This window comes from Sagittula sp. S175 (genome assembly GCF_049800975.1).
In the GTDB taxonomy this organism is placed as follows: domain Bacteria; phylum Pseudomonadota; class Alphaproteobacteria; order Rhodobacterales; family Rhodobacteraceae; genus Sagittula.
Genome location: NZ_JBNAGB010000001.1, coordinates 235,954 through 258,098, shown reverse-complemented (window position 1 = coordinate 258,098; position 22,145 = coordinate 235,954). Strand labels below are relative to the sequence as shown.

The 22,145-nt window shown below is 65.1% G+C and carries 23 protein-coding genes; 11 read left to right on the top strand and 12 right to left on the bottom strand.

Features of this window, described 5'->3' with window-relative positions; genetic code table 11:
• Positions 1-6 precede the first annotated feature (6 nt).
• The 4 genes from nuoN to ACP16H_RS01190 all read left to right on the top strand — a co-directional run bounded on the left by nuoN (position 7) and on the right by ACP16H_RS01190 (position 4,850).
• Positions 7-1,458: an NADH-quinone oxidoreductase subunit NuoN gene (gene nuoN / locus ACP16H_RS01205; RefSeq protein WP_425070408.1), complete on the top strand. Its 1,452-nt coding sequence runs from the start codon at positions 7-9 to the stop codon at positions 1,456-1,458.
• A 135-nt stretch (positions 1,459-1,593) separates the two neighbouring features.
• Positions 1,594-2,328, top strand: a complete 735-nt coding sequence (locus ACP16H_RS01200) for a biotin--[acetyl-CoA-carboxylase] ligase (protein WP_425070407.1) — start codon at positions 1,594-1,596, stop codon at positions 2,326-2,328.
• 10 nt (positions 2,329-2,338) lie between these two features.
• Positions 2,339-3,121: a type III pantothenate kinase gene (locus tag ACP16H_RS01195; RefSeq protein WP_425070406.1), complete on the top strand. Its 783-nt coding sequence runs from the start codon at positions 2,339-2,341 to the stop codon at positions 3,119-3,121.
• A gap of 61 nt (positions 3,122-3,182) precedes the next feature.
• Positions 3,183-4,850 carry a ribonuclease J gene (locus tag ACP16H_RS01190; protein WP_425070405.1) on the top strand — a complete coding sequence of 556 codons (1,668 nt, stop codon included), beginning with the start codon at positions 3,183-3,185 and terminating at the stop codon, positions 4,848-4,850.
• Here the strand turns inward: ACP16H_RS01190 and ACP16H_RS01185 are convergent.
• On the bottom strand, positions 4,834-5,262 hold the full coding sequence (locus tag ACP16H_RS01185; protein ID WP_425070404.1) for a PilZ domain-containing protein: 429 nt from the start codon (positions 5,260-5,262) through the stop codon (positions 4,834-4,836). The genes ACP16H_RS01190 and ACP16H_RS01185 overlap by 17 nt on opposite strands.
• A gap of 124 nt (positions 5,263-5,386) precedes the next feature.
• On the opposite strand from ACP16H_RS01185, the gene ACP16H_RS01180 reads away from it, so the two are divergent.
• Both ACP16H_RS01180 and ACP16H_RS01175 read left to right on the top strand, forming a co-directional pair.
• Positions 5,387-5,812, top strand: a complete 426-nt coding sequence (locus tag ACP16H_RS01180; RefSeq protein ID WP_425070403.1) for an OsmC family protein — start codon at positions 5,387-5,389, stop codon at positions 5,810-5,812.
• 107 nt (positions 5,813-5,919) lie between these two features.
• Positions 5,920-6,780 carry an SMI1/KNR4 family protein gene (locus ACP16H_RS01175; RefSeq protein WP_425070402.1) on the top strand — a complete coding sequence of 287 codons (861 nt, stop codon included), beginning with the start codon at positions 5,920-5,922 and terminating at the stop codon, positions 6,778-6,780.
• 4 nt (positions 6,781-6,784) lie between these two features.
• Here the strand turns inward: ACP16H_RS01175 and ACP16H_RS01170 are convergent, their stop codons facing one another.
• From ACP16H_RS01170 to ACP16H_RS01160, 3 genes are all read right to left on the bottom strand, one after another.
• Complete coding sequence (locus ACP16H_RS01170; RefSeq protein ID WP_425070401.1) at positions 6,785-8,245, bottom strand: DEAD/DEAH box helicase; 1,461 nt, start codon at positions 8,243-8,245, stop codon at positions 6,785-6,787.
• 165 nt (positions 8,246-8,410) lie between these two features.
• Entirely contained in the window at positions 8,411-9,361 is a 951-nt protein-coding gene (locus tag ACP16H_RS01165; protein ID WP_425070400.1) for a glycosyltransferase family 2 protein, read from the bottom strand.
• Positions 9,358-11,142, bottom strand: coding sequence for a glycosyltransferase family 2 protein (locus ACP16H_RS01160; protein ID WP_425070780.1), 1,785 nt, complete (start codon positions 11,140-11,142; stop codon positions 9,358-9,360). Before ACP16H_RS01160 ends, ACP16H_RS01165 begins: the two co-directional genes overlap by 4 nt.
• A 225-nt stretch (positions 11,143-11,367) precedes the next feature.
• Here ACP16H_RS01160 and tgt point away from each other — a divergent pair, with 225 nt between their 5' ends.
• Positions 11,368-12,492, top strand: coding sequence for a tRNA guanosine(34) transglycosylase Tgt (tgt, locus tag ACP16H_RS01155; protein WP_425070399.1), 1,125 nt, complete (start codon positions 11,368-11,370; stop codon positions 12,490-12,492).
• A 353-nt stretch (positions 12,493-12,845) separates the two neighbouring features.
• On the opposite strand, the gene ACP16H_RS01150 is transcribed toward tgt, so the two are convergent.
• Genes ACP16H_RS01150 through ACP16H_RS01140 form a run of 3 tightly spaced genes read right to left on the bottom strand, consistent with a single transcriptional unit; the run spans position 12,846 to position 15,663 of the window.
• Positions 12,846-13,658 (bottom strand): NAD-dependent epimerase/dehydratase family protein, encoded by an 813-nt coding sequence (locus tag ACP16H_RS01150; RefSeq protein ID WP_425070398.1) that lies wholly within the window; start codon positions 13,656-13,658, stop codon positions 12,846-12,848.
• Positions 13,655-14,449: a glycosyltransferase gene (locus ACP16H_RS01145; protein WP_425070397.1), complete on the bottom strand. Its 795-nt coding sequence runs from the start codon at positions 14,447-14,449 to the stop codon at positions 13,655-13,657. Before ACP16H_RS01145 ends, ACP16H_RS01150 begins: the two co-directional genes overlap by 4 nt.
• Positions 14,446-15,663, bottom strand: a complete 1,218-nt coding sequence (locus ACP16H_RS01140; protein ID WP_425070396.1) for an NAD-dependent epimerase/dehydratase family protein — start codon at positions 15,661-15,663, stop codon at positions 14,446-14,448. Before ACP16H_RS01140 ends, ACP16H_RS01145 begins: the two co-directional genes overlap by 4 nt.
• Before the next feature lie 274 nt (positions 15,664-15,937).
• On the opposite strand from ACP16H_RS01140, the gene ACP16H_RS01135 reads away from it, so the two are divergent.
• Together ACP16H_RS01135 and ACP16H_RS01130 are read left to right on the top strand one after the other, a co-directional pair.
• Positions 15,938-17,035, top strand: coding sequence for an alkene reductase (locus ACP16H_RS01135; RefSeq protein WP_425070779.1), 1,098 nt, complete (start codon positions 15,938-15,940; stop codon positions 17,033-17,035).
• A 100-nt stretch (positions 17,036-17,135) separates the two neighbouring features.
• Positions 17,136-17,291, top strand: coding sequence for a hypothetical protein (locus tag ACP16H_RS01130; protein WP_425070395.1), 156 nt, complete (start codon positions 17,136-17,138; stop codon positions 17,289-17,291).
• 465 nt (positions 17,292-17,756) lie between these two features.
• Here ACP16H_RS01130 and ACP16H_RS01125 read toward each other — a convergent pair whose 3' ends face one another.
• From ACP16H_RS01125 to ACP16H_RS01105, 5 genes are all read right to left on the bottom strand, one after another.
• Entirely contained in the window at positions 17,757-18,080 is a 324-nt protein-coding gene (locus ACP16H_RS01125) for a TfoX/Sxy family protein (RefSeq protein WP_425070394.1), read from the bottom strand.
• A complete protein-coding gene (locus ACP16H_RS01120) occupies positions 18,080-18,463 on the bottom strand; it encodes a HesB/IscA family protein (protein ID WP_425070393.1) in 384 nt (127 codons plus the stop codon). The genes ACP16H_RS01125 and ACP16H_RS01120 overlap by 1 nt, the downstream gene beginning before the upstream one ends.
• An 88-nt stretch (positions 18,464-18,551) precedes the next feature.
• Positions 18,552-19,280, bottom strand: a complete 729-nt coding sequence (locus ACP16H_RS01115; RefSeq protein WP_425070392.1) for a DUF3307 domain-containing protein — start codon at positions 19,278-19,280, stop codon at positions 18,552-18,554.
• Positions 19,277-19,906 carry a hypothetical protein gene (locus ACP16H_RS01110; RefSeq protein ID WP_425070391.1) on the bottom strand — a complete coding sequence of 210 codons (630 nt, stop codon included), beginning with the start codon at positions 19,904-19,906 and terminating at the stop codon, positions 19,277-19,279. The genes ACP16H_RS01115 and ACP16H_RS01110 overlap by 4 nt, the downstream gene beginning before the upstream one ends.
• An 87-nt stretch (positions 19,907-19,993) precedes the next feature.
• Positions 19,994-20,356, bottom strand: coding sequence for an SUF system Fe-S cluster assembly protein (locus tag ACP16H_RS01105; protein WP_425070390.1), 363 nt, complete (start codon positions 20,354-20,356; stop codon positions 19,994-19,996).
• Positions 20,357-20,474: 118 nt separating this feature from the next.
• On the opposite strand from ACP16H_RS01105, the gene ACP16H_RS01100 reads away from it, so the two are divergent.
• Both ACP16H_RS01100 and ACP16H_RS01095 read left to right on the top strand, forming a co-directional pair.
• Positions 20,475-21,323: a winged helix-turn-helix domain-containing protein gene (locus tag ACP16H_RS01100; RefSeq protein ID WP_425070389.1), complete on the top strand. Its 849-nt coding sequence runs from the start codon at positions 20,475-20,477 to the stop codon at positions 21,321-21,323.
• A 98-nt stretch (positions 21,324-21,421) separates the two neighbouring features.
• A complete protein-coding gene (locus tag ACP16H_RS01095) occupies positions 21,422-21,949 on the top strand; it encodes a tetratricopeptide repeat protein (protein WP_425070388.1) in 528 nt (175 codons plus the stop codon).
• Positions 21,950-22,145: the final 196 nt, after the last annotated feature.

Below are 22,145 nucleotides of genomic sequence, written 5' to 3'. Positions count from 1 at the left end.
GTAACGATGTCGGCTGATCTGAACATCATCCTGCCGGAAATCATCCTGTCGCTCTACGCTATGATTGCGTTGGTCGGCACGGTCTACACGGCAAAGGACAACCTGGCCCCGATGCTGGTCTGGGTGACCTCTGGTCTGTTCATCGTCATGGGCTTCTGGATCGGGGCAACCGGGTCCGGGGACGTGGAGGCTTTCCATGGCATGTTCCAGAATGATGCGTTCTCGCGCTTTGCCAAGGTGACGATCCTGCTGTCGGCGGCCGCCGTGCTGCTGATGAGCGAGGGCTACATGGCGCGCCGCGGGCTGCTGCGCTTCGAATACCCGATGCTGGTGACGCTGGCCGTCGTCGGCATGATGGTCATGGTTTCGGCGGGCGACCTGATGTCGCTCTACATGGGCCTCGAACTGCAATCGCTGTCGCTCTACGTCGTGGCGTCGCTGCGCCGTGACTCGGTCAAGTCGACCGAGGCGGGCCTGAAGTACTTCGTGCTGGGTGCCCTGTCGTCGGGCTTGCTGCTGTATGGTGCCTCGCTGGTCTACGGCTTTGCAGGGACCACGCTGTTCTCGGGCATCATCGCGGCGGCGGGTGAGGGTCAGCTGACCATCGGCCTGCTGATCGGCCTGGTGATGATGATCTCCGGCATGGCGTTCAAGGTTTCGGCGGTGCCGTTCCACATGTGGACCCCGGACGTCTACGAAGGTTCGCCCACCCCGGTCACGGCCTTCTTTGCCACGGCGCCCAAGGTCGCGGCCATGGGCCTGTTCGCCCGCGTTATGTTCGACGCCTTCGGCAATGCCATTCCGGATTGGTCGCAGGTCATCGCGCTTCTGGCGGTTCTGTCCATGTTCCTCGGCTCCTTTGCGGCGATCGGCCAGAAGGACATCAAGCGACTGATGGCCTATTCCTCCATCGCGCACATGGGCTATGCTCTGATCGGCCTCGCAGCCGGGACAGAGATCGGCGTGCAGAACATGCTGATCTACATGGCGATCTACGTGACGATGAACGTCGGGACCTTTGCCTTCATCCTGTCGATGGAGCGTGACGGCAACCCGGTGACGGATATCGGTGCGCTGGGGATGTATTCCAAGAAGGAGCCGGGCAAGGCGCTGGCCATGCTGGTGCTGCTGTTCTCGCTGGCCGGTGTGCCGCCGCTGCTGGGCTTCTTTGCCAAGTACGGCGTGCTGATGGCGGCGGTCGAGGCGGAAATGATCTGGCTGGCGGTGGCCGGTGTGGTCGCGTCGGTGATCGGGGCCTATTACTACCTGCGGATCGTGTTCTTCATGTACTTCGGTGAAGACCGCGAGGACGCGCTGGACCGCTCGTCTTCGCCGGTGCTGTCGGGCTTCCTGGCGGTCTCCGCGCTGATCATCGTGCTGGCGGTGTTCAACCCGCTGGGCCTTTCGGTGCAACTGCAGGACTCGGCGCAAGCGGCGGCTGTTGCGCTGGTCAACTGAGCTTGGATCGTCGTGATCTGATCGAGACGCGCCCCTTTCGGGGCGCGTCGCTGTTTTTGCGCCTCTGGCGCGGTTGGGGCTCGGCCCCAAACCCCGAGGTATTTCCAAAACCAAAGAAGCAAGGAGCGCCGCGCGATGGCATGGCCTGAGGGATATGGGCGGCGGGTGCTGGCGGAGGTGGACAGCACCAATGCCGAGGCGGCGCGGATATTGCCGGAACTGGCGGGGCCGGAGTGGATCTGTGCGCTGAGCCAGACGGCGGCGCGGGGGCGGCGCGGGCGGGCCTGGACCGCTCCGGTCGGGAACTTTGCCGCGACGCTGGTGATGCGCCCGACCGAGGCGCCGGAGGTGGTGGCCTTGCGGTCCTTCGTGGCGTCGCTGGCGCTGTGGGATGCCTTTGCGGAGTTGACCGGGGCCGAGGCGGCGCTGGGATTGAAGTGGCCAAATGACGTTTTGCTGAATGGCGGCAAGGTGGCGGGCATCCTGCTGGAGGGTCTGGCGGGCGGCGGTCTGGCCATCGGGATCGGGGTGAACCTGCTGGCAGCGCCCTCGGCGGAGCAGGTCGAGGCCGGGGCCGTGCGACCCGTGTCGCTGCTGGAAGAAACCGGGGTGCGGATATCGCCGGAGCAGTTGCTGGATGCCTTGGCGGCGGCTTGGGCGGTGCGGGAGCATGCCTTTGTCACCTACGGGTTTCAGCCGATCCGCGAGGCCTGGCTGGCCCGTGCTGCGCGTCTTGGCGAGGTCATCACGGCGCGGACCGCGAAGGACACCCACACCGGCACATTCGAGACGGTGGACGCCAGTGGTCAACTTGTCCTAAACACCGCGCAAGGCCGGGTGATGATCGCGGCTGCGGACGTGTTCTTCTGAAAGGTCTTCCATGCTGCTTGCCATCGACTGCGGCAACACCAACACCGTGTTCTCGATCTGGGACGGCACGTCGTTCATCGCGACCTGGCGGACGGCGACGGAGCACCAGCGCACGGCGGACCAGTATTACGTCTGGCTGTCGACGCTGATGGAGTTCCAGAAGATCGACGCCGAGATCACCGATGTCATCATCTCGACCACCGTGCCGCGCGTGGTGTTCAACCTGCGCGTTCTGGCAGATCGCTACTTCAAGACGCGGCCCATCGTGGTGGGCAAGCCGGAGTGCAGCCTGCCCATCGAGGTGCGGGTGGACGCCGGCACCGCCGTGGGGCCTGATCGGCTGGTGAATACCGTTGCGGGTTACGACAAGTTCGGCGGCGACCTCATCATCGTGGATTTCGGCACGGCGACGACCTTTGACGTGGTGGCGCGGGATGGGGCCTATATCGGCGGGGTCATCGCGCCGGGCGTGAACCTGAGCCTCGAGGCCCTGCACCAGGCGGCGGCAGCCTTGCCGCATGTGGACATCTCGCGGCCCATGCAGGTGGTGGGGACCAACACCGTGGCCTGCATGCAATCGGGGATCTTCTGGGGCTATGTCGGGCTGGTCCGCGAGATCTGTGAACGCATCAAGGAAGAGCGCGGCCGCGACATGCGGGTGATTGCCACGGGGGGGCTTGCGCCCTTGTTCCAGCAGGCCGTGCCGCTATTTGATGCTTTTGACGAATTCCTCACGATGCACGGCCTGACCGTCATCTACGAACACAACAAGGCGTTGGCCGAAGCGGTCTGACGCGACACACTCCGCGCGGGGCCAAGGGGTCGCGCGCGCAAGAACAAGAGAGGCTCGAGCGATGAGCGAAGAGCGACTGATATACCTGCCCCTGGGCGGCGCCGGCGAGATCGGCATGAACTGCTATGTCTATGGCTATGGCAAACCGGGTGCCGAGCGCCTGATCGTCGTGGACATGGGGGTGGCCTTTCCGGACATGGATGGCACGCCGGGCGTGGACATCATCCTGCCGGACATCGGCTGGCTGAAACAGAACAAGGACCGCATCGACGGTCTGATCATCACGCACGCGCACGAGGATCACGTGGGCGCGGTGGGTCATACCTTCGAGGCACTTGGCGTGCCGGTCTATGCACGGGCCTTCACCGCGAACATCGCGCGGCACAAGCTGGCCGAATATGGCATCGAGGGCAAGGCGGTGAAGACCTGCTCGCCTTGGCCGGAAACGCAGAAGATCGGGCCCTTCACCGTGGGCTTCCTGCCGATTTCGCACTCGATCCCAGAATCTTCGGGTTTGGTGATCGACAGTCCGGCGGGGCGGGTGATCCACACGGGCGATTTCAAGCTGGACACGCAACCGCTGGTGGGCGAGGCGTGGAACCCGGACCTTTGGGCCGAGGTGTCCAAGGGCGGGGTCAAGGCGCTGGTATGTGATTCCACCAACGTGTTCTCGCGCAATCCGGGTCGGTCCGAGGTCATCGTCGGCCCCGCAGTCACGAAGCTGGTCGAGGGGGCACCGCGCCTCGTGGTCGCTACGACCTTTGCGTCCAACGTCGCGCGGGTCAAGACGCTGGCCGAGGCCGGCGAGCGGGCCGGGCGGTCGATCTGCCTGTTGGGTCGCGCCATGCGTCGTATGATCGAGGCGGCAGTGGAAACCGGCGTGCTGACGGACTTCCCCAAGGTGGTGCAGGTCGAGGACGCGGCGTCGATCCCGCGTGAATCTTTGATGCTGATCGTGACCGGCTCGCAGGGCGAGCGCCGCGCCGCCTCGGCGCAGTTGTCTCGGGGCAAGTTCAACGGGATCGAGTTGAAGGAGGGTGACCTGTTCCTCTTCTCCTCGAAGACCATTCCGGGCAACGAGAAGGACGTGATCCGCATCATGAACGCCCTGTCCGAAAAGGGCGTGGACGTGGTGGATGACTCCATGGGCGACTACCACGTCTCGGGCCACGCCAACCGCCCCGACCTGGAGACGATGCAGGACGTGGTGCAGCCGCAGATCGTTGTGCCGATGCACGGCGAACACCGCCACCTGCGCGAACACGTGAAGATTTCGGAGGCGCGCAACCGTCAGGGCATCCTCGCGGTCAACGGCATGATGATCGACCTGACGGGCAATGCGCCCAAGGTGGCCGAATATATCGAGACCGGGCGGACCTACCTCGACGGCACGGTGCAGATCGGCGCGCTGGATGGCATTGTCCGCGATCGTATCCGCATGGCGCTGAACGGCCATGTTGTGGTGACTGTCATCATCGACGAGGATGACGAGCCTCTGGGGGATCCGTGGTGCGACCTGATGGGCCTCGCCGAAATCGGGCGCAGCCATGTGCCGCTGGTGGAAATCCTCGAAGCGGACCTTGGCCAATTCATGGGTCGCGCGGGGGACAAGACCATTCGCGACGATGACAAGCTGGAGGAAGGGCTGCGCCGGATCGTGCGTCAGACCTGCCTGAACGAGATCGGTAAAAAGCCGGAGGTGACGGTTGTGGTCAGCCGCCTGAGCTGATCGGGAAGGTCCGCGCGATGCGCGGACCACTTGTCACGATAAGCGGTGCGATCAACACCGAGGCGATGTTCCGTGCAGGAGTTCCCTGCACATTTGACCGTTTCAACGCTGTGATTTGCGTCACGAGGTGATGGCGCATCGCCTCGGAGATTTCGAAACCGGCCCCAAAGCGACACATGCCGCGCCAGGCCACCTTGATCGGAAACAGCCCGATCCCGGGGATTTCGAGCATCATCGGGGTGAGCCTGAGCGCGATTGTCGCGGCAGGGGTCAGTTCCACCAGCACGCCCGAGGCCGAAATATTGCGCAGCCTGCCCGGGATTTCGAACCCGTCCTGGTGAATGACCACCCCCAACCGGATGTCGACTCGGGGATGGCGGCGCGCGTCCTTGAGGCGCGGTGATGCGCTCATCGGTGACCCTTGGGTTGATCCTGCGCCGCCGTTTTCCTGCATCGTGGTTAACAAATTCGGAATGCAAGTCGGAACGCGGGGCAGGGTTGAACGTTGGTCTTGGAAGAACGAAAAGGAGTTTCCAATGATCGAGAAAGCCGGTTCCGCAAAGTGGATGGGTGACCTGAAGACAGGCAAAGGAACGGTGTCCACCGAGTCCACCGCCCTGCAGGACCAACCCTACGGGTTCAATACCCGGTTCGAGGATGGCGCGGGCACCAACCCCGAGGAACTGATCGGCGCGGGCCATGCCAGCTGTTTCTCCATGGCGTTGTCGATGATTCTTGGCGAAAGCGATCTGACCCCGGAAGAGATCAAGACCACTGCCAAGATTTATATGGACAAACAGGATGGGGGCTTTGCCGTGGTGAAATCCCACCTTACGGTGGCGGCAAAGGTTCCGGGCGCGTCGGAGGAAGATTTCATGAAAGCGGCTGAAACGGCGAAGGCGAATTGCCCGATCTCGAAGCTTCTGAGCTGCGAGATCACAATGACGGCGCAATTGGACTGACTGGCTTGCCGACAGATTTGGCTCGCCCGTCGCGCTGGTTCGCGGCGGGCGTTTCATTGTCTGCCGTACTTTTGTCTGGTGCGGCTCGGGCAGAGACGGAGCATGGGATGGGCGTGACGGACCAGCAATTGCAGGAGATCGCGGCGATAGCCGGTGGCCCTTTGCCAGAGGACTACGTCCGATATGTCCGGCAGTATGGCTTTCGCAGTTGGGAGGACCGGGAGCCGACGAGATTCGATGGCGGCGACATCTCGGTTCTGCTGATCCCGGACTGGATACGGAATATGGAGGAATACGCAGAGTTTCCCGAGGGCCAGCAAGTGCTGCCTGTGGCGGGAGATTATAGCGGGCACGGCACGCTCTTCCTCGAGATTGCACCAGTCGCGGGACAAGTCTGGTTCCGCTCGGATCTGGATGACCCGATCGTGGTGGCAAATAGTTTCTCTGCGTTCATCGAAGGGCTGCACCATCGCGAAGCGCCGCCCGAACCGCCAGACTCCACTTACGAAACTTTGACTGGAGAGATTGATCCGGCGACGGGTTTCGCGATTTCAGACAGGTTGCGCGAAATTTGGAAGACATATGGCACTGGGGACGGCGAGACACAGGATTCGCTGGACGATCTCGCTGCGCACATTGGACAGCCCTTGCCAGAGGCGTATCGGAAATTTCTGTCGGCCTATGGTGCGGTCTATGTCGGCGGACAGGTTTCGTTTCCGCTGCCTTTGGAGGCTGGCGCGACGCGGGACAGCCTGTCGTCGGTCTATGCGCCCGAGTACCTCTTGCGCCAGTCGGTGCAGGATCCGATGCCCTTTGCCCTTGGCGGGCTTATGGATTCGGAGTGGTTGATCGGACTGACAGGCGCGGCGAAGGGTCAGATCTTCTGGCGCGAGGACACAGAAAAAAATCCGGTGCGTGCTGCACCGGACCTCTACAGTTTTATCGCGGGTTTGCAGCTGGAACGCTGAACGTTCAGCTGGCGCGGCGCTCGTCAAAGCTGAGCGCGATGAATTCGGGCATATGGTCACCCATGCCCACGACATTGTTGTCGCGGCGATCATTGCGATCGTTGCGCCGATAGTCGGGGCGGTTGTCCTGCCGGTTATCGCTGCGGTTGTCAGACCGATTGTCAGATTTCGACCGATCCGACGAACGGTCTGCTGACCGGTCCGACGCGCGTTCAGAGCCTTTGCGATCCGACGACGAAGACCGCGAACGGCTGCTGCGGCTGGAGGTCTTCTTTTCCTCGCGGTCGTCAGACTTGCGCTCTTCGCGGGCCTCGACCTTCACCGGGTTGTCGATGCGCGGGATTTCCTTCTGGATCAGCTTTTCCACCGCGTCGAAGTATTTCTCGTCACGCGGGGTGCAGATGGTAAAGGCCTTGCCCGAACGCCCGGCGCGACCGGTGCGACCGATGCGGTGGACGTAATCCTCGGCATGGCTGGGCACGTCGAAGTTGAACACGTGGGTCACGGCAGGAATGTCCAGGCCGCGCGCCGCCACGTCAGAGGCGATCAGCAAGCGAACGGATCCGTCGCGGAAACCGTCCAGCGTCGCCATACGCTGCTTCTGGTCGAGGTCGCCGTGGATCGGCGAGGCGTTCAGGCCGTATTTCTTCAACGACTTGGCGACGATATCCACGTCCACCTTGCGGTTGCAGAAGATGATCGCGTTGGAGCAGGCTTCGCCCTCGGCCTCGATCAGCGCGCGCAGGACGGCGCGCTTTTCGCTGGCTTCGCGATCACGGCGCGACGGCGTGAAGACCACGGCGGCCTGCGCGATGTTTTCCGAGGCGGTCGCCTGACGGGCCACTTCGATCCGGGCCGGGGCCGAGAGGAAGGTGTTGGTGATGCGCTCGATCTCCGGCGCCATGGTGGCCGAGAAGAACAGCGTCTGGCGCGTGAACGGCGTCAGCGAGAAGATACGTTCGATATCGGGGATGAAGCCCATGTCAAGCATCCGGTCGGCTTCGTCCACCACCATGATCTCGATGCCCGTCAGCAGCAGCTTGCCACGCTCGAAATGGTCCAGAAGGCGACCCGGGGTGGCGATCAGCACGTCGACGCCCTTGTCGATCAGCACATCCTGTTCCTTGAAGGACACGCCGCCGATCAGCAGGGCCTTCGTCAGTTTGACGTGCTTCGAATAGGTGTCGAAGTTCTCGGCGACCTGGGCAGCCAATTCGCGCGTGGGGCACAGAACCAGCGAGCGCGGCATACGGGCGCGGGCGCGGCCACGGGCCAGTTTGTGGATCATCGGCAGGGTAAAGGACGCGGTCTTGCCCGTCCCGGTCTGGGCGATCCCCAGCACATCCTTGCCTTCGAGCGCAGAGGGAATCGCGCCGGCCTGGATCGGGGTCGGCGTGGTGTAGCCGGCCTCTTCGATGGCCTGGAGGACTTTGGGGCTGAGGTTCAGATCAGAGAATTTTGTCATGTATGTCCGTATGGTTGCGGACACTGAAACCTTGGCCCGCGCGTATGTCTGAGGGAAGGCCCGGTCGGCCTGGCGTTCGTTTCGCTTTCATCCCCTGCCGCTCCCATAGTGAAAAAGTGTTGAAACGTCAATAAAGGGTGCAGGTTAGGCCGATTTGACGCGCTGTCAGGCGCTGTCGGGGAAGTGTTTTGCCCGCAAGGCCTCCAGGTTCAGGCGGTGGCGGCGCAGCAAGCCTTCGGCCTCAAGGCGGCGGATCAGGTCCGGCGTGGCGGTGCAGACCTCGTCAAAGAACTGCCTCAGCGCGGGTTCGCCGCCGTCTTCCTCGATCAGGGTGAACAGGTCGTGAAGCTTCAGCGCGCCAGAGCGTCGGACCTGCGCCTTCAGCTCGTCCCGATACGAGCCGCGCGTCAGGCGATAGCGGTAGGAGGACAGGAAATGATCCCAGCTGTCGGCGTGGAAGTGGCCAAGCGCGATGCCGGGCAGGGGCACCATTCCGGGGTTTTCCACGCCGTCGAGGATGATTTTGTGGATCTTGATTTGCAGGCCTTTCAGGCCGGTTCGGAAAAACAGCTTCCCGGCGACATGGGACAGGAAGCCGCCTGACAGATGGCGGCCCCATGTGGGAAAGCAGGCCTCGGAGGCGTCCTGCCGTGCCTTCTGGTCGAGGTGAAAACTCTTGAAGAGGGTCTCGCCCTCGGGCGTGTCGGGGGCGGGGGCGGGGGCGAGCGCCTCGATCGGGCGGACGCGGGCGCAGAAGTTGACAGCTGTCAAGTCAGTAAGTTGTTGATCTATCGGGGTTTTCGAAATCAGGAACTCGTCAACGTCGATGTGGGTCAGCCAGTCGACCTCGGGCTTGCGGTTGTTGCAATGGCGCGCGTTCATCGACTGGCGCACCTGGTGCTTGTCCGGGCGGCCCTTGCGCTTCGCCCAATAGGCGGCATCGGTGTGCAGGACGCGGAGTTTCGGATGCGCCTTGAGCGCGGCCAGCGTGTCCGACACATCGTCGTCAAGGTACAGGTAGATGCGGTGCGCACCCTGTTCCAGATGCCAGGCGGCAAAGCGCTGGATGGCCTCCAGCGGTGCCTTCACCGTTGTGACGGTGCCCCAGGTCGTCATGGCAGGCTGCCAAAGACGCGGCGGACCTTGGCGTCGAGGTCCAGGTCATGGGTGACCAGCATCCCGCGCTGAGACAGGCGGTCGCGCAGCGCGGGCGTGTCGGCGCAAACCTCGTCGAAGAAGGCGCGCAGACCCTCGTCACCGTCCTCCTGCATGAGGAAGGCGAACAACTCGGACGGTCCCATATGGCTGCTGCGTCCGCGCGGGCGGTAGGACCCCTTGTCGAGGCGAAAATCGAGGTGGGCGCGGAAATGCTGCCATGACGGGCTGTGCAGGTGCGCAAGGCGCAGGCCTTCGGGCGTGCAGGCGTTACGGGCCTCCTGGCCACGGTATTTCAGCGCGTGGATGCCGAGGCGGGTGTCAGGCATGCCCGTGCGGGCAAAGACCTTGCCAGCGGTGTGCGACAGGAACCCGCCGTAGAGGTGCAGGCCGAAGGTTGGGTAGATGTCCTGAAGTTCGGATTTCTTTACCTGCGCTTCGACGTGCGACAGTTTGAAGTGCGTCGGGTCGCCGCTCTCGGGGGCCAGCGCTTCCATCGGCGCTATGCGGGCAAAGGCGGCGCGGGAAGGGGCCTCCCAGAGGGGTTCGGCGATGGGGCGATCACAAAGCAGGAATTCGTCCACGTCGAGGTGGCCAAGCCAGTGAAGGTCGCTGCCCGGACCCTTCATGCATTGCGTGGCATTGTAGGGCTGGCGCAGCTGGTGCGCCTCGGGGCGGCGCTTGCCCTGTTGCTGCCAGTAGTCGGCGTCGCAGGTGGTGACGCGGATCTTTGGGTGTTGCGAAAGGAAGGCCGTGGCCTCGGCGTCGGGCGCGTCGAGGTAGATGTGCAGCGCATGGGCCCCGAGGTCGAGGTGATGAGCGGCGAAGCGGGCGATCTGCGGCAGAGGGGCCTTGATCGTGGACACGATCCCCCAGCGCAGGGTGTCGAGGCTGTCCGGGTGGTTGGCCTGTTTGACCGGGGCCTTGGGCAGGGCTTTGGGCGGGTCTTCTGCTTGGACCTCGGGCGCATTCTCCTGCGGTGTTGGCGCGGGTCGCTTTTCGGCGCGCTGTGCCTCTTTCTCGGCGCGCATCAGGGCGAAGCGGTGGAACAGCGCGCGGTCGTCGTGCAGGAGCTGGCCCAGCAGGTGATGGGCGAGGGGCGCGATGACGGCGTCGCCCTCGCCCTCTTGCCAGAGGCGGGCGAGGGTGTTCACGTCCAGTCCGCCGCCGACGAGGGCGTAGGGGTCCATGTCCATGGGGAGCGTGGCCTTGAGGCGCTTGGCCGCCGGGTGGGGGTGTTCGGGGCGCAGGCCGGAGTAGAGGCGCTCGGTCTCGTAGAGCTTCATCATGGCGAACAGGGTGGAGAGCGCCAGCCCGGTGGCCCGCTGCGTCGCGGTCAACCCGTGATCGCCAAAGGTGGTGATGGCCGAGACCTGCCAGCGCGGGTCGAGATGTTCCAAGAGGTGGTCGGCGTGCTCGTCCCAGAGGCGGTGAAACAGGTAGGGCGCGTGATCGGGGAAGTCGCGTTTGCGCAGGTGCGCGATGAGCAGCCCGTGCAAGGTGCAAAGCTCGCTAAGCCCTTGGAGTTCCTTGCGGATGGCGTGGTGCTTGCGGTGAAAACCCGATCGGAAGGGCGACTGGTGGGCCGGGTCTTCGTCGGGGTCTTCGACGATTTGCAGCGTCAGGGGGGCGAGGTTCACATCGGCATCGGGCAGTCCTTCGCCGGGGGCGCAGTCGATGGCGGCGCGGCGGGTCTCGTACAAATCAAGCAGGGCCGGAAAGCCGGGGGTCTTGGGACTCATGAACACGAGGGTGGTGTATCCTTGGCTGCGGGGCAAGATTTGGATAGCGGATAATCTTGGCGCTTTAAGGGCGGGTTCACCAAAAGGTGCGCCTGCGGCGCGCAAGGGAGCAGGCTTGCGCCTGCCGTGGGGGCCTGTGGCGCGGATGCGGGTGCCGCCGCGTGGCACTGGTGTCGGTCGGTGGGTTTGAGTATTTGGACCAAGCAGAAGCAGGAGGCGCGCAAGATGACGACAGGGTTCACGCTGAAGGCCACAGACGGGCGCGCACGGACGGGGGTGATTTCCACGACCCGGGGCGAGATCCGCACGCCTGCCTTCATGCCGGTTGGAACGGCCGCGACGGTGAAGGGGATGATGCCGGAGAGTGTGGCGGCGACGGGGGCGGATATCCTGTTGGGGAATACCTACCACTTGATGTTGCGTCCGGGGGCGGAGCGGGTGGCGCGGTTGGGGGGGCTGCACCGGTTCATGAACTGGGACAAGCCGATCCTGACGGACTCGGGCGGGTTCCAGGTGATGAGCCTGTCGGAGTTGCGCAAGCTGACCGAGAAGGGAGTGACCTTCCGCAGCCATGTGGACGGCACGAAATACGAGCTGACGCCGGAAAGGTCGATGGAAATTCAACGGCTTCTGGGGTCCGATATCGTCATGGCCTTTGACGAGTGCCCGGCACTTCCGGCGGACCGGACGCGGCTGGAAGAGAGCATGCGGCTGTCGATGCGATGGGCGCTTCGGTCGCGCGAAGCCTTTGGCGACCGGCCCGGACATATGCTCTTCGGCATCATGCAGGGCGGGCTGGAACGGGACCTGCGCGAGGAGTCGGCGAAAGCGTTAACGGAGATCGGATTCGACGGTTACGCAGTCGGCGGGCTGGCCGTGGGCGAGGGGCAGGAGGCGATGTTTGCCTGTCTCGACTTTGCCCCGGAGTTCCTGCCGCAGGACAAACCGCGTTACCTGATGGGGGTCGGCAAACCGGCAGATATTGTGGGAGCCGTGGCGCGTGGCATCGACATGATGGATTGTGTGCTGCCCTCGCGGTCGGGGCGGACCGGGCAGGCGTGGACGCGGCGGGGGCAGGTGAACCTGCGCAATGCGCGCCATGCGGAGGACCCGCGACCGCTGGATGAGGCCTGTTCCTGCCCCTGTTGCACGGGCTATTCGCGGGCTTACCTGCACCATGTCGTTCGGGCCAAGGAGATGATCGCGGGGATGCTGCTGACCTGGCACAACCTGCATTATTATCAAGAGCTTATGGCCGGTATGCGGGCGGCGATCGGCGAGGGGCGCTTTGCCGCGTTCGAGGCGGATTTCCACGCGGGCGTGGCGCTTGGCGATATCGAACCGCTTTGACGAAGAGGTTAAGCGCGGGTTGATTTGCCCGGGTTTTAGGCAGATCCGCGCGGTGGGCCGCAGAGGTTAACGCGGCGCGCGACCCCTTGGGGCCCCGGATGTTGTGGGGCCGAGGGTGCTTGTCCACAACGGATGAAGCTGCGTTTACGCAGGTTAAGCGTTTTTAAGGGCCGAACCGGCCGGTTTCGGGGGGACTTCCGGCCGGTTGGTAAGGTTTCGTGTCACCGTGTCGGGCCATGGGTTAACGGCGCTCTGGGTTGCGCGGTTGGATGCCTCCGGCGAGGGGTATTTTCACCAAGAAGTAGACGAGAAGTCTGGACACGGGCCCGGGGGCGGGCGTCCGTTTGCGTGCATCAGAGCATGGCGGGCAGCGCGGCCTTGAGTCGGGCCATGCCGCCGGGGTGCCAGCCGAGGGCGTGCAGGCGGTCGCAGCTGAGCGGGCTGACGGGGGTGTCGGCGCAGGGCGGCGGTGGATGCGGGCAGCCGGTGAGGCGGTTGACCTCGGTCAGCAGGTCGTGGCGGTCGAGGATCATGTCGGAAAGGTGCACGGGGCCGCCCTGGGTTTGTGTGAGCAGCAGGCGGGCGGCCTGCGTCAGGTCCTGCCCGTGCAGTTCCGTGCCGCGGCGGGGGGCGATGGGTCGGCCTGCGCGGTGGTCGGCGAAAAGCGTGGTCCACTTGTGCGGCGGGGCGCTCGGCGCGGAGGGGCCGTAGATCCCGGTGGCGCGCAGCGAGAGGCCGGTGAGGGGGAGGTCGAAGAGGAGGTCTTCGGCCTGCGCCTTGACCTGGCCGTAGAGGGATTTCGGATTGGGGGCGCGGGTTTCGGGCAGGTCGGTGCCCTCGGGCAAGCCGTCAAAGACCGCGCGGGAACTGAGAAACAGGATGCGTTCGACGCCCTGCGCGGCGGCGGCGGTAAACAGGCGCAGCGTGCCGTGCAGGTTGGCGGCGATGAAGGCGTCCGGGTCGTCTCCCTCGCCGCCGCGATACTTGCCGGGTGCGTGGTGGAAGGCGGCGTGGATGAGCGTGGTGACGCCTGTGAGGTCTGGCGCGGGGCCAGTCAGCGACCAGCGCTGCCACGGCTTGCCGCAGGGCTGGCGGCCAAGGGTCACGTCCGCCAGCGGCAGCAGCCATTGGCCGACGAGGCCGGTAGCGCCGGTAAGTGCGATCACCTTGGGTTTTCCAGTGCGGCGAGGTCGGGCGTGTCGCCCTGGGCGTAGGTTTGCCAGAGGTCGATCAGGGGGCGCAAACGGTTGGCCTTGGCGTGGTTTTGCCAAGGTTTTTCATACTGGTAGTGGATGACGTTCACGCTGGGCCAGTGCCAGAGGTCGGGAAGGTTGAACCAGACGTATTGCAGCATGTTGAAGGTGACCGGCAGGCCGTGCCAGTCGGGGAAAAAGCTTTCGAGGAAGCTTTGGTCCGTGCGTTTCCAGAAGGCGCCGGGGGTGTCGAGCGTGGCCAGCATCCGCTGAAACGTGTCCTCGGACGGTCGGGCGGTGAAGACGCCGGAGTTCAGGCGGTGGAAGTCGGAGAGCGCTTCGTAGACGTTCGGCGCGGCGGAGAATTCGGGGTAGTCAAAGAGGCGGTCGATGTTGCGGATCACCAGCGTATCGGCGTCGAGGAAGATCACGCGGTCGTAGGGGAGTTGCCACAGGCGCAGCTTGCAGAAGTTGTCGAGCGGCGTGTGGAAGGCGGGTTTTTCGCCCTTGGTGAAGGGGTTGCGCCCGTGGATTTCCGATTTCGCGTGCGCTGCGTTGAAGGCGTCGGAGGTGGGCAGGTGGTCGACCGGGACCAGCGTCGCGCCGAGGGCTGCGAGGGGGGCAAGTGCCTCGGACGGGGTGCCGCCGGTGTGCAGCACGACGCGGTCGGCCTGCGTGCGTGTCAGGTTGAGGGAGTGCAGCAGGGCCTTGGCACCCAACGCGAAATCCGCGTTGGTGACCAGGGTGACGTAAGCGGTTCTCATGAGACTTCGCGCAGCGCCTTGCCTTCGGGGTCGTGGTCGACCGTCTGCGCGATGTCCTTGGTCCAGGCCGACACCGCCGGGACGCGGGAGCGGTCGATGCGGTGGGCGTATTTCTTCGCCACGTCGACGACTTCGGACAGGAGCCCCTCGGCCAGGGTGATCGGGTTCAGACCCAGCGCGAGGAACTGGGCGTTGTTCACGATCAGGTCGTTCTCGGCGGCTTCCTTGCGCGGGTTGGGGAGGTTTTTCACCTCGGCCCCGGTCAGTTGCGAGATCAGCGCGGCGAGGTCGCGCACGCGGTGGGTCTCGGTCATCTGGTTGAAGATCTTCACCCGGTCGCCGTGTTTCGGCGCGTCGCCAAGCGCCAGTTCGATGCAGCGCACCGAGTCCTGGATGTGGATGAAGGCGCGCGTCTGCCCGCCGGTGCCATGCACGGTCAGCGGGTAGCCGATGGCGGCCTGGATGAGGAAGCGGTTCAGCACGGTGCCGTAATCGCCGTCATAGTCGAAGCGGTTGATGAGCTGCTCGTGACGGCGGGTCTGGTCGGTGTGGGTGCCCCAGACGATGCCCTGGTGCAGGTCGGTGATCCGCAGGCCGTCGTTCTGGGCGTAGAACTGGAAGAGGATCTGATCGAGCGACTTGGTCATGTGATAGACCGAGCCGGGGCGCGTCGGGTAGAGGATCTGCTGGTCCTTGGGGCCGGTGGGCGTGTCGATGGTCACGTCCAGGTAGCCCTCGGGGATCGGCGCGCCGACGGAGGAATAGCCGTAGACGCCCATGGTGCCGAGGTGGACCAGGTGCGCCTCGGGGGCGGATTCTACCATGGCGGCCAGCAGGTTATGCGTCGCGTTGGTGTTGTTGTTGACGGTGTAGACCTTGTGGCGGTCGGTCTTCATCGAATAGGGCGCGGCGCGCTGTTCGGCGAAGTGGACGATGGCGTCGGGCTGGTGGTCGGCAAGCCAGGCCTTGAGGCGCTCGTACTCCTTGGCGAGGTCGAGGAGGTGGAAGCGGATGGTTTCGCCGGAGGTCTGTTTCCAGATGCGGCAGCGTTCCTGGATGGAGTCCATGGGCGTGAGGGACTGGACGCCGAGTTCGGTGTCGATCCAGCGGCGCGAGAGGTTGTCGATGATGTGGACCTCGTGGCCCGCGTTGGACAGGTGGAGGGCCGTGGGCCAGCCGACGAAACCGTCGCCGCCGAGGATCGCGATACGCATTTGTGAACTCCTGATTAAGGGTCTTTGTACCCGAGGTAGGCGGGGATTGGGCGGCTGTAAAGTGATGGTTTGATGACGATTGATTTAGGGCATCTCGGGGTGTGTCCTTGAATTATTGGGCGTATTGGTGATTTTTGGGTGGATTGATACAGTATTGCTGTGGGCGGAAATCTGCGCGTGGGGCAAGTGTGCCGCGATTGATGGCAGGGAACGGAATGCTGTCGGGCGGCATTGGGCGGGTGACCAATGCAAGATGCACTCATGAAAGGAGCACATCATGACCAGCCTTTTTGACCCGATGAAACTGGGCGCGATCGAGATCGCCAACCGTGTCGTCATGGCGCCGCTGACGCGCAACCGGGCGATGGAGGACGTGCCGACCGATCTGCACGTCGAGTATTACCGCCAGCGCGCGACGGCGGGGCTGATCATCACCGAGGCCACGCAGATCTCGCCCGAGGGCAAGGGCTACGCCTGGACGCCGGGGATCTACTCGGACGCGCAGGTCGAGGGCTGGAAGAAGGTCACCGACGCGGTGCATTCGGTGGGCGGCAAGATCGTCTTGCAACTGTGGCACGTCGGGCGGATCAGCCACACGTCCTTGCAGGAGGGGGGCAAAGCGCCGGTGGCGCCGTCGGCCATTCAGGCCGAGGGGGTGCAGACCTTTGACGGCGAGCAGATGGTGCAGGTGAGCACGCCGCGTGCGCTGGAGGCGCCGGAGTTGCAACGCATCGTGAAGGACTTTGCCCAGGCGGCGGCCAATGCGCGCGCTGCCGGGTTCGACGGGGTCGAGGTGCATGCCGCCAATGGCTACCTGATCGACCAGTTCCTGAAGGACGGACCGAACAAGCGTGACGATCATTACGGTGGCAGCCTTGAGAACCGCGCGCGGCTTCTGGGCGAGGTGCTGGACGCCGTGGTGGCGGAATGGGACGCGGGCCACGTGGGGCTGCGGCTGTCGCCGTTTTCGGGCGCGAACGGGGCCGAGGACAGCGATCCCAAGGGGCTGGCGGAGTTCCTCGTGGACTTCGTGTCCGGGCGCGGGCTGGCCTATCTGCACATGGTCGAAGGCCAAACCGGCGGCGCGCGCGACGCACAGGGGCTGACGCCCGAGATCCTGTCGGACCTCAAGGCGCGCTTTGACGGGCCGTGGATGGGCAACAACGGCTATGACCGCGAGTTGGCCATGGAGCGGGTGGAGAACGGCGAGACGGACGCCGTGGCCTTTGGCCGTCCGTTCATCGCCAACCCGGACCTTGTACTGCGGCTGCGCGAGGGGGCGGAACTGGCCGAGGGCGACCCCGCGACCTACTATGGCGGCGGGCGCGAGGGCTACACGGATTATCCGTTCCTGCGGGATGAAGCGGCGTAAAGCGCGCCCTTAGCGAAACAGGCTCTTGCCAGCGGCCCCCGTCCCGTAGGATGGGGGCCGATCTGTATCCGGCGCGAGTCGGTTTTTCGGGAGATATCGGATGGATTACGGTAAATCGGGCGCGCCCAAGGGCGCCAAGGGCACGCCGCGTTTTGACAAGCACAAAGAGCAGAAGTCCGGCAAGGACGCGCGCGGTGGCAAGGCGTCGAAGGAAGAACTTCTGGCGCGGATGAAGGCGGCGGCGAAGAAGGACTGACCCGGCGGGGATCGGTGTCCCGCTCGGCCCTTGGTAAATTGTGTGGCTGCGCCACGCTTTTTTAGCGCGGCGGGGCCGCGCCGGTTGCCTCCGGCGGAGGTATTTTTGTCAAGATGAAGGTGGGGGCGGCCGCGTGGGGTGGCTGCCGTGGACGCAGGACGTGTTGTCGGAGTGCATTGGTGCGGCACGATGCCAAGGCGTGGATGCGATGGTGTGTTGCCGGGAGGAGCGGGTCCTCTCGGGGATGGATGTAGCCGTCGGCTTCGTGACTGGATTGGCTGCGCCACGCTGTTTGAGCGCGGCGGGGCCGCGGCTTGAGGGTTTGGCGCGGCAGGGCCGCGCAGGGTGCCTCCGGCGGAGGTATTTTGGTCAAGATGAAGGTGGGGCGGCGTGGGCATCTTGTGCTTGGGACGCTGGTCGGGAGGATGCTGGGCGGCGCGAGTTTGTGGGCTGCGGTGGGGGCGGTCACAGGTGCGCGAGGGCGGCGCGGGCCAGATCGGTGGCGGCCTCGGGGTCGTCCTCGCAGTCGGGCGGCAGGGTCCAGTAGGGCATGGCAGCGGCGGCGCCGTCCTTGCGGGTGTAGGTCCAGCGCGTGCATCCGCGCTGTTCCAGCTCGTCGATGAAGGCGCCCGCGCCCTTGATGAGGATACCCAGTTCGGAATGCACCAGCGCGAAGATCGTGCCCCGGTGGTAGAGGCACAGGCCGCCCATCATCCGCCGCGTGCTGAGGTCGCCCAAGCCCGAGAAGAGGTCGGTGGCAAAGGCGATCTCTTCGGCGGAGATGCCCATCAGGCGCGGCCGTCGCGTTCGGCCTGAAGTTCCTCGATGTCCTTGAACTTGATCGATTCTCCGCAGCCGCAGGCGTCGGTGACATTGGGGTTGCGGAACTTGAAGCCGCTTTCGAGCAGCGAGGTTTCGTAGTCGATCTCGGTGCCGAAGAGGAACATCTGCGCCATGGGGGCGATGAGCACGCGGGCGCCGTCGTTTTCCACCACTTCGTCGTTCTTGTCGGGCGCGTCGACGTAATCCATGGTGTATTCCATGCCCGCGCAGCCGCCCTTTTTCAGGCCGATCTTCAGGCCGAAACGACCGTCGCGGTCCATCAGCTTGCGGATCTGTTTCACCGCCGATGGGGTGATCGTCACGGGGGCTTGGCCGGGAATGCCGAACATCTGTGTCTCCTTCGGGGCCTGTGCTTCGGGCCTGTGGTTTGAGGCCTCTGCTTCCGGGGTGTGGCCCGTCCTGTTGCGCGCCCCTAACCTAAGGCGTCGCGGCGACAATCTCAAGGAGGGCGCGTGTCGCATAGGACCCCGCCAGCGCCCAGCCGAAGGAGGCCAGCGTGCCGATGATGACATACTCGGCGGTCTGCTGGTCCTCGGATGCGTCGTTGAAGCGCAGGATCGACTTGGCGGCGATCAGGAAGCCGATGGCGGCGGGCTGGTCCACCAGCACCAGGAGGAAGATCAGCGCGCGTTCCAGCTGGCCGATGACGCGCCCGGCTTCGGGTAGGCCGGTGAGGGCGTATTGTGCGAAGCGCGCGGTGAGGAGGCCCACGGCGAAGCCGCCAGCGAGGATGGTGGCGATGCCGCCCGCGAGGACGGTCAGCGCGGGCGTCAGTTGCGGCATATAGGGCGCGAGCATCCCGGCGCTGGCGGCGCCCGGCCATTGCAGGGCGATCCAGGCGAGTGTGGCCAGGTGCAGCGCCTGATCGGTCAGGAAGGCGGCCAGGGTGTCACGCCAGCGGCGCGGCAGGGCGTAGGTCTTGGCGATGTCGATGACGAGGTGGGCGAGGGCTGCGACGAGGGCCACCTGCCAGACGCCGCCGAGCGCCAGCGTGACCAGCGCGCCATGGATGGCGACATGCAGCAGCAGGACGAAGACGTTGCGCTTGCGCCGCACCATCCAGCCCGTCTGGAGCAGGAAGTCGCCCAGCATATGCGCCGCCAGCAGCGCCACGAAGGTCTGGAGCATGGCGGCGGTGAGGGTCATGGTCTGTGTCCCGTGGTGGTTTCAAAGGCGTCGAGGGCGGCGCGCAGGGCGGGCAGGCCGGTGGCGGCGAGGCGTTGCTGGATGGCCTGCCGTTTGACGCCGAGCTTGTCTGCGATCTCGGCCTGCGTGGGGTTCTGCGTGCGCAGGGCTTCGAAGAGGGCTTCGGCCTGTGCGGGTGTCCATCTTTGCGATTGCCAGTCGATGAGTCCCACCATGGCGGGCAGGAGTGTGTCGGATGCGTCGGACAGGGAGAGGCGCGTGCCGCGGTCCATGGCGTCCAGCCCGTCGCCTGCGGTGACGAAGGCCGTGCCGCTGGCGGAGGCAAGGGGGCCGTCGACCTGCGCGTCGCCCAGACCGATGCTGATCCGGGTGGAGAGGCCGGTCTCGGCGGCGGTGAGGGCGGCGATGACACGGAGGGCGGCGCGCAGGGCGGGTGCGGCCTTTGGCAGGAAGATCTGCCAGCCGTCGCCGCGATGGCGTTCGAAGGTGGCGGGGAGGTCGGTGTCCTGCCCGATGTCCCGCGCGGCGGTCTGGAGTATGGTCATGGCGCGCGTGACCTCCTCGGACGCGCTGTCGCGTGAGGATACGAGGTCTCCGGTCAGGACGGCGGCGTGGGGGTAGGTCATAAGCAAGGTTTAGGGCTTGCTTTGGAGAAAAGCAAGGATTTTGGCTTGCTATGCAAAAAGGCAAGGCCATAGCCTTGCCTTTGGAGATCACATGAAGCCCAGTTCCAGCCGGGCCTCGTCGGACATCATGTCCATGCCCCAGGGCGGCTCCCAAGTCAGTTCGACGTCGACGCTCTTGACGCCGGGCAGCGGGTCCACCGCGTCGGCGATCCAGCCGGGCATGTCGCCCGCCACCGGGCAGCCCGGCGCGGTCAGGGTCATGATGACCCGCACGTCGTTCTCGGGGTTGATGTCGATCGTGTAGACCAGACCCAGATCGTAGATGTTCACGGGGATCTCGGGGTCGTAGACCGTGCGGCAGGCCTCGACCACCTGATCGTACAGCGGATGGTCGGTGCTGGAGGGCGCGATCAGCGGAGCGCCTTCGAGCGGGGGGCTTGCATCGGTCATGTCTGTCCTCTTCGGTCGTAAACCTGAGCGTTCATATAGGGAATGAAGGCGGCGGGGTAAAGACCTGCGACCTTGGGCGAATGGCGCAGCGGGGCAATGCGCGCATAAGCTGCGCGTCATGAGGTGGATGGGATGGATCGTGGCGGCCCTGGTGGCGGCAAACGGCGTGGCGGCGGACCCGGCGCGCGACTGGCTGGAAGGCGTCGTGGCCGATCTGCCACCGCCGGGCAATGCGCTGCGATTCCGTATCTCGACCGAGGCGCGGCTGTCGGCGGTGCTGATCTGGGATGGCGCGGGCGCGCTGGTGTTTCCCGACCCGCAGGCCATGGGTTTTCCCGAAGACGCGGCTCTGGTGGCGCTGGCCGAGGTGCTGGCCGGGCGGCGGAGCGACTGGGGCGCGGTTCCGGTGCGCGATCCACTGGTGCCGGAGCGCGGCTATTACTGCCCCGAGGCGCGGCCTGTGTGCCTGGTGCTCGACAGCGCCGAGATGGAGGCCAGTTTCGGCGCGGTCTTTGAGCCGCCTGCGGGGAGGAAATGGCCGTGGGCGCTGTTGGTGCTGGGGGGCTTTGGGGCGGTAATCGGCGGGGGCGTGGCTTGGCGGCGGCGTGGGGGCGGTGCGCGCCCTGATTCCACCAATGATGCGCCGGAAGATCTGACTGATGATTTGGCCGATGATCCAAACGCGCTGCGACTGGGCGCGGTGGTGCTGCATCCGGCGCGGCAGAAGGCGCGGGTGGCGGGCGCGGAGGTCGATCTGACCGCCCGCGACGTCGCCATGCTGCGCTGCCTGATCGCGCGCGCGGGCGAGGTGGTGTCCAAGGACGACCTGTATGATGCGGGTTGGGGGCGGGATTACATGCCGAACTCGCGGGCGCTGGACCAGCAGGTCCGGGTGCTGCGCAAGAAGCTGGGCGACCCCGGCCTGATCGAGACGGTGCACGGGCAGGGCTACCGGGTAAACCGCTGATCTTGCAAATTTCTTGCATCTCTCTTGCAAGAGACTCACACATCGGGGGCGGGTTCCGGGGCAGGGTGTCGGGGACAATCGCGAAGGAGGATCGCCGCATGTTACGTCATACCATTGCCCTGCTCTTGCTGGCCTCGCCGGTCGTGGCGCAGGAGGGCGTGTTGAACCCGCAGGAAATGTCCATGGAGGGCATGATCGACCGCATGCGCCACGGCGACAGTCACCCGATGATGGGCATGGTCGGTTATGGCGCGGCCAAGGCCGGGCTGCACGAGGAGGCGCGCGAGATCTTCGAGAAGATCACCGGCGAGGGCAACGTGCAGGGCATCACCTGGCTGTCGTGGATGGAGGACAACGGGCTGAGCGGGCGCGAAAACCCGGACCGCGCCGCAGAGCTGGACCGGCGCGCCGCCGAGGCGGGCTCGGCCGTGGGGATGTTCAACTACGGGCTGGACCTGATGCGCGGGCGTGGCGTGGTCGAGGATCAGGCTGCGGGCCGCGCCATGATCGACCGGGCGGCGGCGGCGGGCGACCGCAGCGCGCAGCACCTCATCGAACAGGGCTATGATATCGAGGCGGTGACGCCCGATGCGGACAATTGGAAGTACGAGAAGCGCCTGTTCTGAGCTCGGGCGTCCGGTCTGATGGTGGGCCTTCGGGTCAGGTCTGAGGATCTGGCCTGAGGATCGGGCGGGGGCGGCCCCGCCCGTTGGTCGAGCTCCGGCTGCGCCCTGAACGGCTGCGCGCTTGGCCGGAATAATGGGCGAGCAACACCTGTCGGTTGTGGGCTTGTTGCGCGTGGGCAACAACTCTTTGCGCTGC

Excerpts from the sequence above, each read along its gene's own strand:
- ACP16H_RS01105 (WP_425070390.1), bottom strand. The coding sequence starts at position 20,356 with ATGACCGATGCAAGCCCCCCGCTCGAAGGCGCTCCGCTGATCGCGCCC.
- ACP16H_RS01200 (WP_425070407.1), top strand. The coding sequence starts at position 1,594 with ATGGCATGGCCTGAGGGATATGGGCGGCGGGTGCTGGCGGAGGTGGAC.
- ACP16H_RS01175 (WP_425070402.1), top strand. The coding sequence starts at position 5,920 with ATGGGCGTGACGGACCAGCAATTGCAGGAGATCGCGGCGATAGCCGGT.
- ACP16H_RS01165 (WP_425070400.1), bottom strand. The coding sequence starts at position 9,361 with ATGACGACCTGGGGCACCGTCACAACGGTGAAGGCACCGCTGGAGGCC.
- ACP16H_RS01185 (WP_425070404.1), bottom strand. The coding sequence starts at position 5,262 with ATGAGCGCATCACCGCGCCTCAAGGACGCGCGCCGCCATCCCCGAGTC.
- ACP16H_RS01140 (WP_425070396.1), bottom strand. The coding sequence starts at position 15,663 with ATGCGTATCGCGATCCTCGGCGGCGACGGTTTCGTCGGCTGGCCCACG.
- ACP16H_RS01170 (WP_425070401.1), bottom strand. The coding sequence starts at position 8,245 with ATGACAAAATTCTCTGATCTGAACCTCAGCCCCAAAGTCCTCCAGGCC.
- ACP16H_RS01095 (WP_425070388.1), top strand. The coding sequence starts at position 21,422 with ATGTTACGTCATACCATTGCCCTGCTCTTGCTGGCCTCGCCGGTCGTG.
- ACP16H_RS01160 (WP_425070780.1), bottom strand. The coding sequence starts at position 11,142 with ATGAGTCCCAAGACCCCCGGCTTTCCGGCCCTGCTTGATTTGTACGAG.
- ACP16H_RS01190 (WP_425070405.1), top strand. The coding sequence starts at position 3,183 with ATGAGCGAAGAGCGACTGATATACCTGCCCCTGGGCGGCGCCGGCGAG.
- ACP16H_RS01120 (WP_425070393.1), bottom strand. The coding sequence starts at position 18,463 with ATGTTCGGCATTCCCGGCCAAGCCCCCGTGACGATCACCCCATCGGCG.
- ACP16H_RS01125 (WP_425070394.1), bottom strand. The coding sequence starts at position 18,080 with ATGGGCATCTCCGCCGAAGAGATCGCCTTTGCCACCGACCTCTTCTCG.
- ACP16H_RS01130 (WP_425070395.1), top strand. The coding sequence starts at position 17,136 with ATGGATTACGGTAAATCGGGCGCGCCCAAGGGCGCCAAGGGCACGCCG.
- ACP16H_RS01110 (WP_425070391.1), bottom strand. The coding sequence starts at position 19,906 with ATGACCTACCCCCACGCCGCCGTCCTGACCGGAGACCTCGTATCCTCA.
- tgt (WP_425070399.1), top strand. The coding sequence starts at position 11,368 with ATGACGACAGGGTTCACGCTGAAGGCCACAGACGGGCGCGCACGGACG.
- ACP16H_RS01180 (WP_425070403.1), top strand. The coding sequence starts at position 5,387 with ATGATCGAGAAAGCCGGTTCCGCAAAGTGGATGGGTGACCTGAAGACA.
- ACP16H_RS01195 (WP_425070406.1), top strand. The coding sequence starts at position 2,339 with ATGCTGCTTGCCATCGACTGCGGCAACACCAACACCGTGTTCTCGATC.
- ACP16H_RS01115 (WP_425070392.1), bottom strand. The coding sequence starts at position 19,280 with ATGACCCTCACCGCCGCCATGCTCCAGACCTTCGTGGCGCTGCTGGCG.
- nuoN (WP_425070408.1), top strand. The coding sequence starts at position 7 with ATGTCGGCTGATCTGAACATCATCCTGCCGGAAATCATCCTGTCGCTC.
- ACP16H_RS01145 (WP_425070397.1), bottom strand. The coding sequence starts at position 14,449 with ATGAGAACCGCTTACGTCACCCTGGTCACCAACGCGGATTTCGCGTTG.
- ACP16H_RS01100 (WP_425070389.1), top strand. The coding sequence starts at position 20,475 with ATGAGGTGGATGGGATGGATCGTGGCGGCCCTGGTGGCGGCAAACGGC.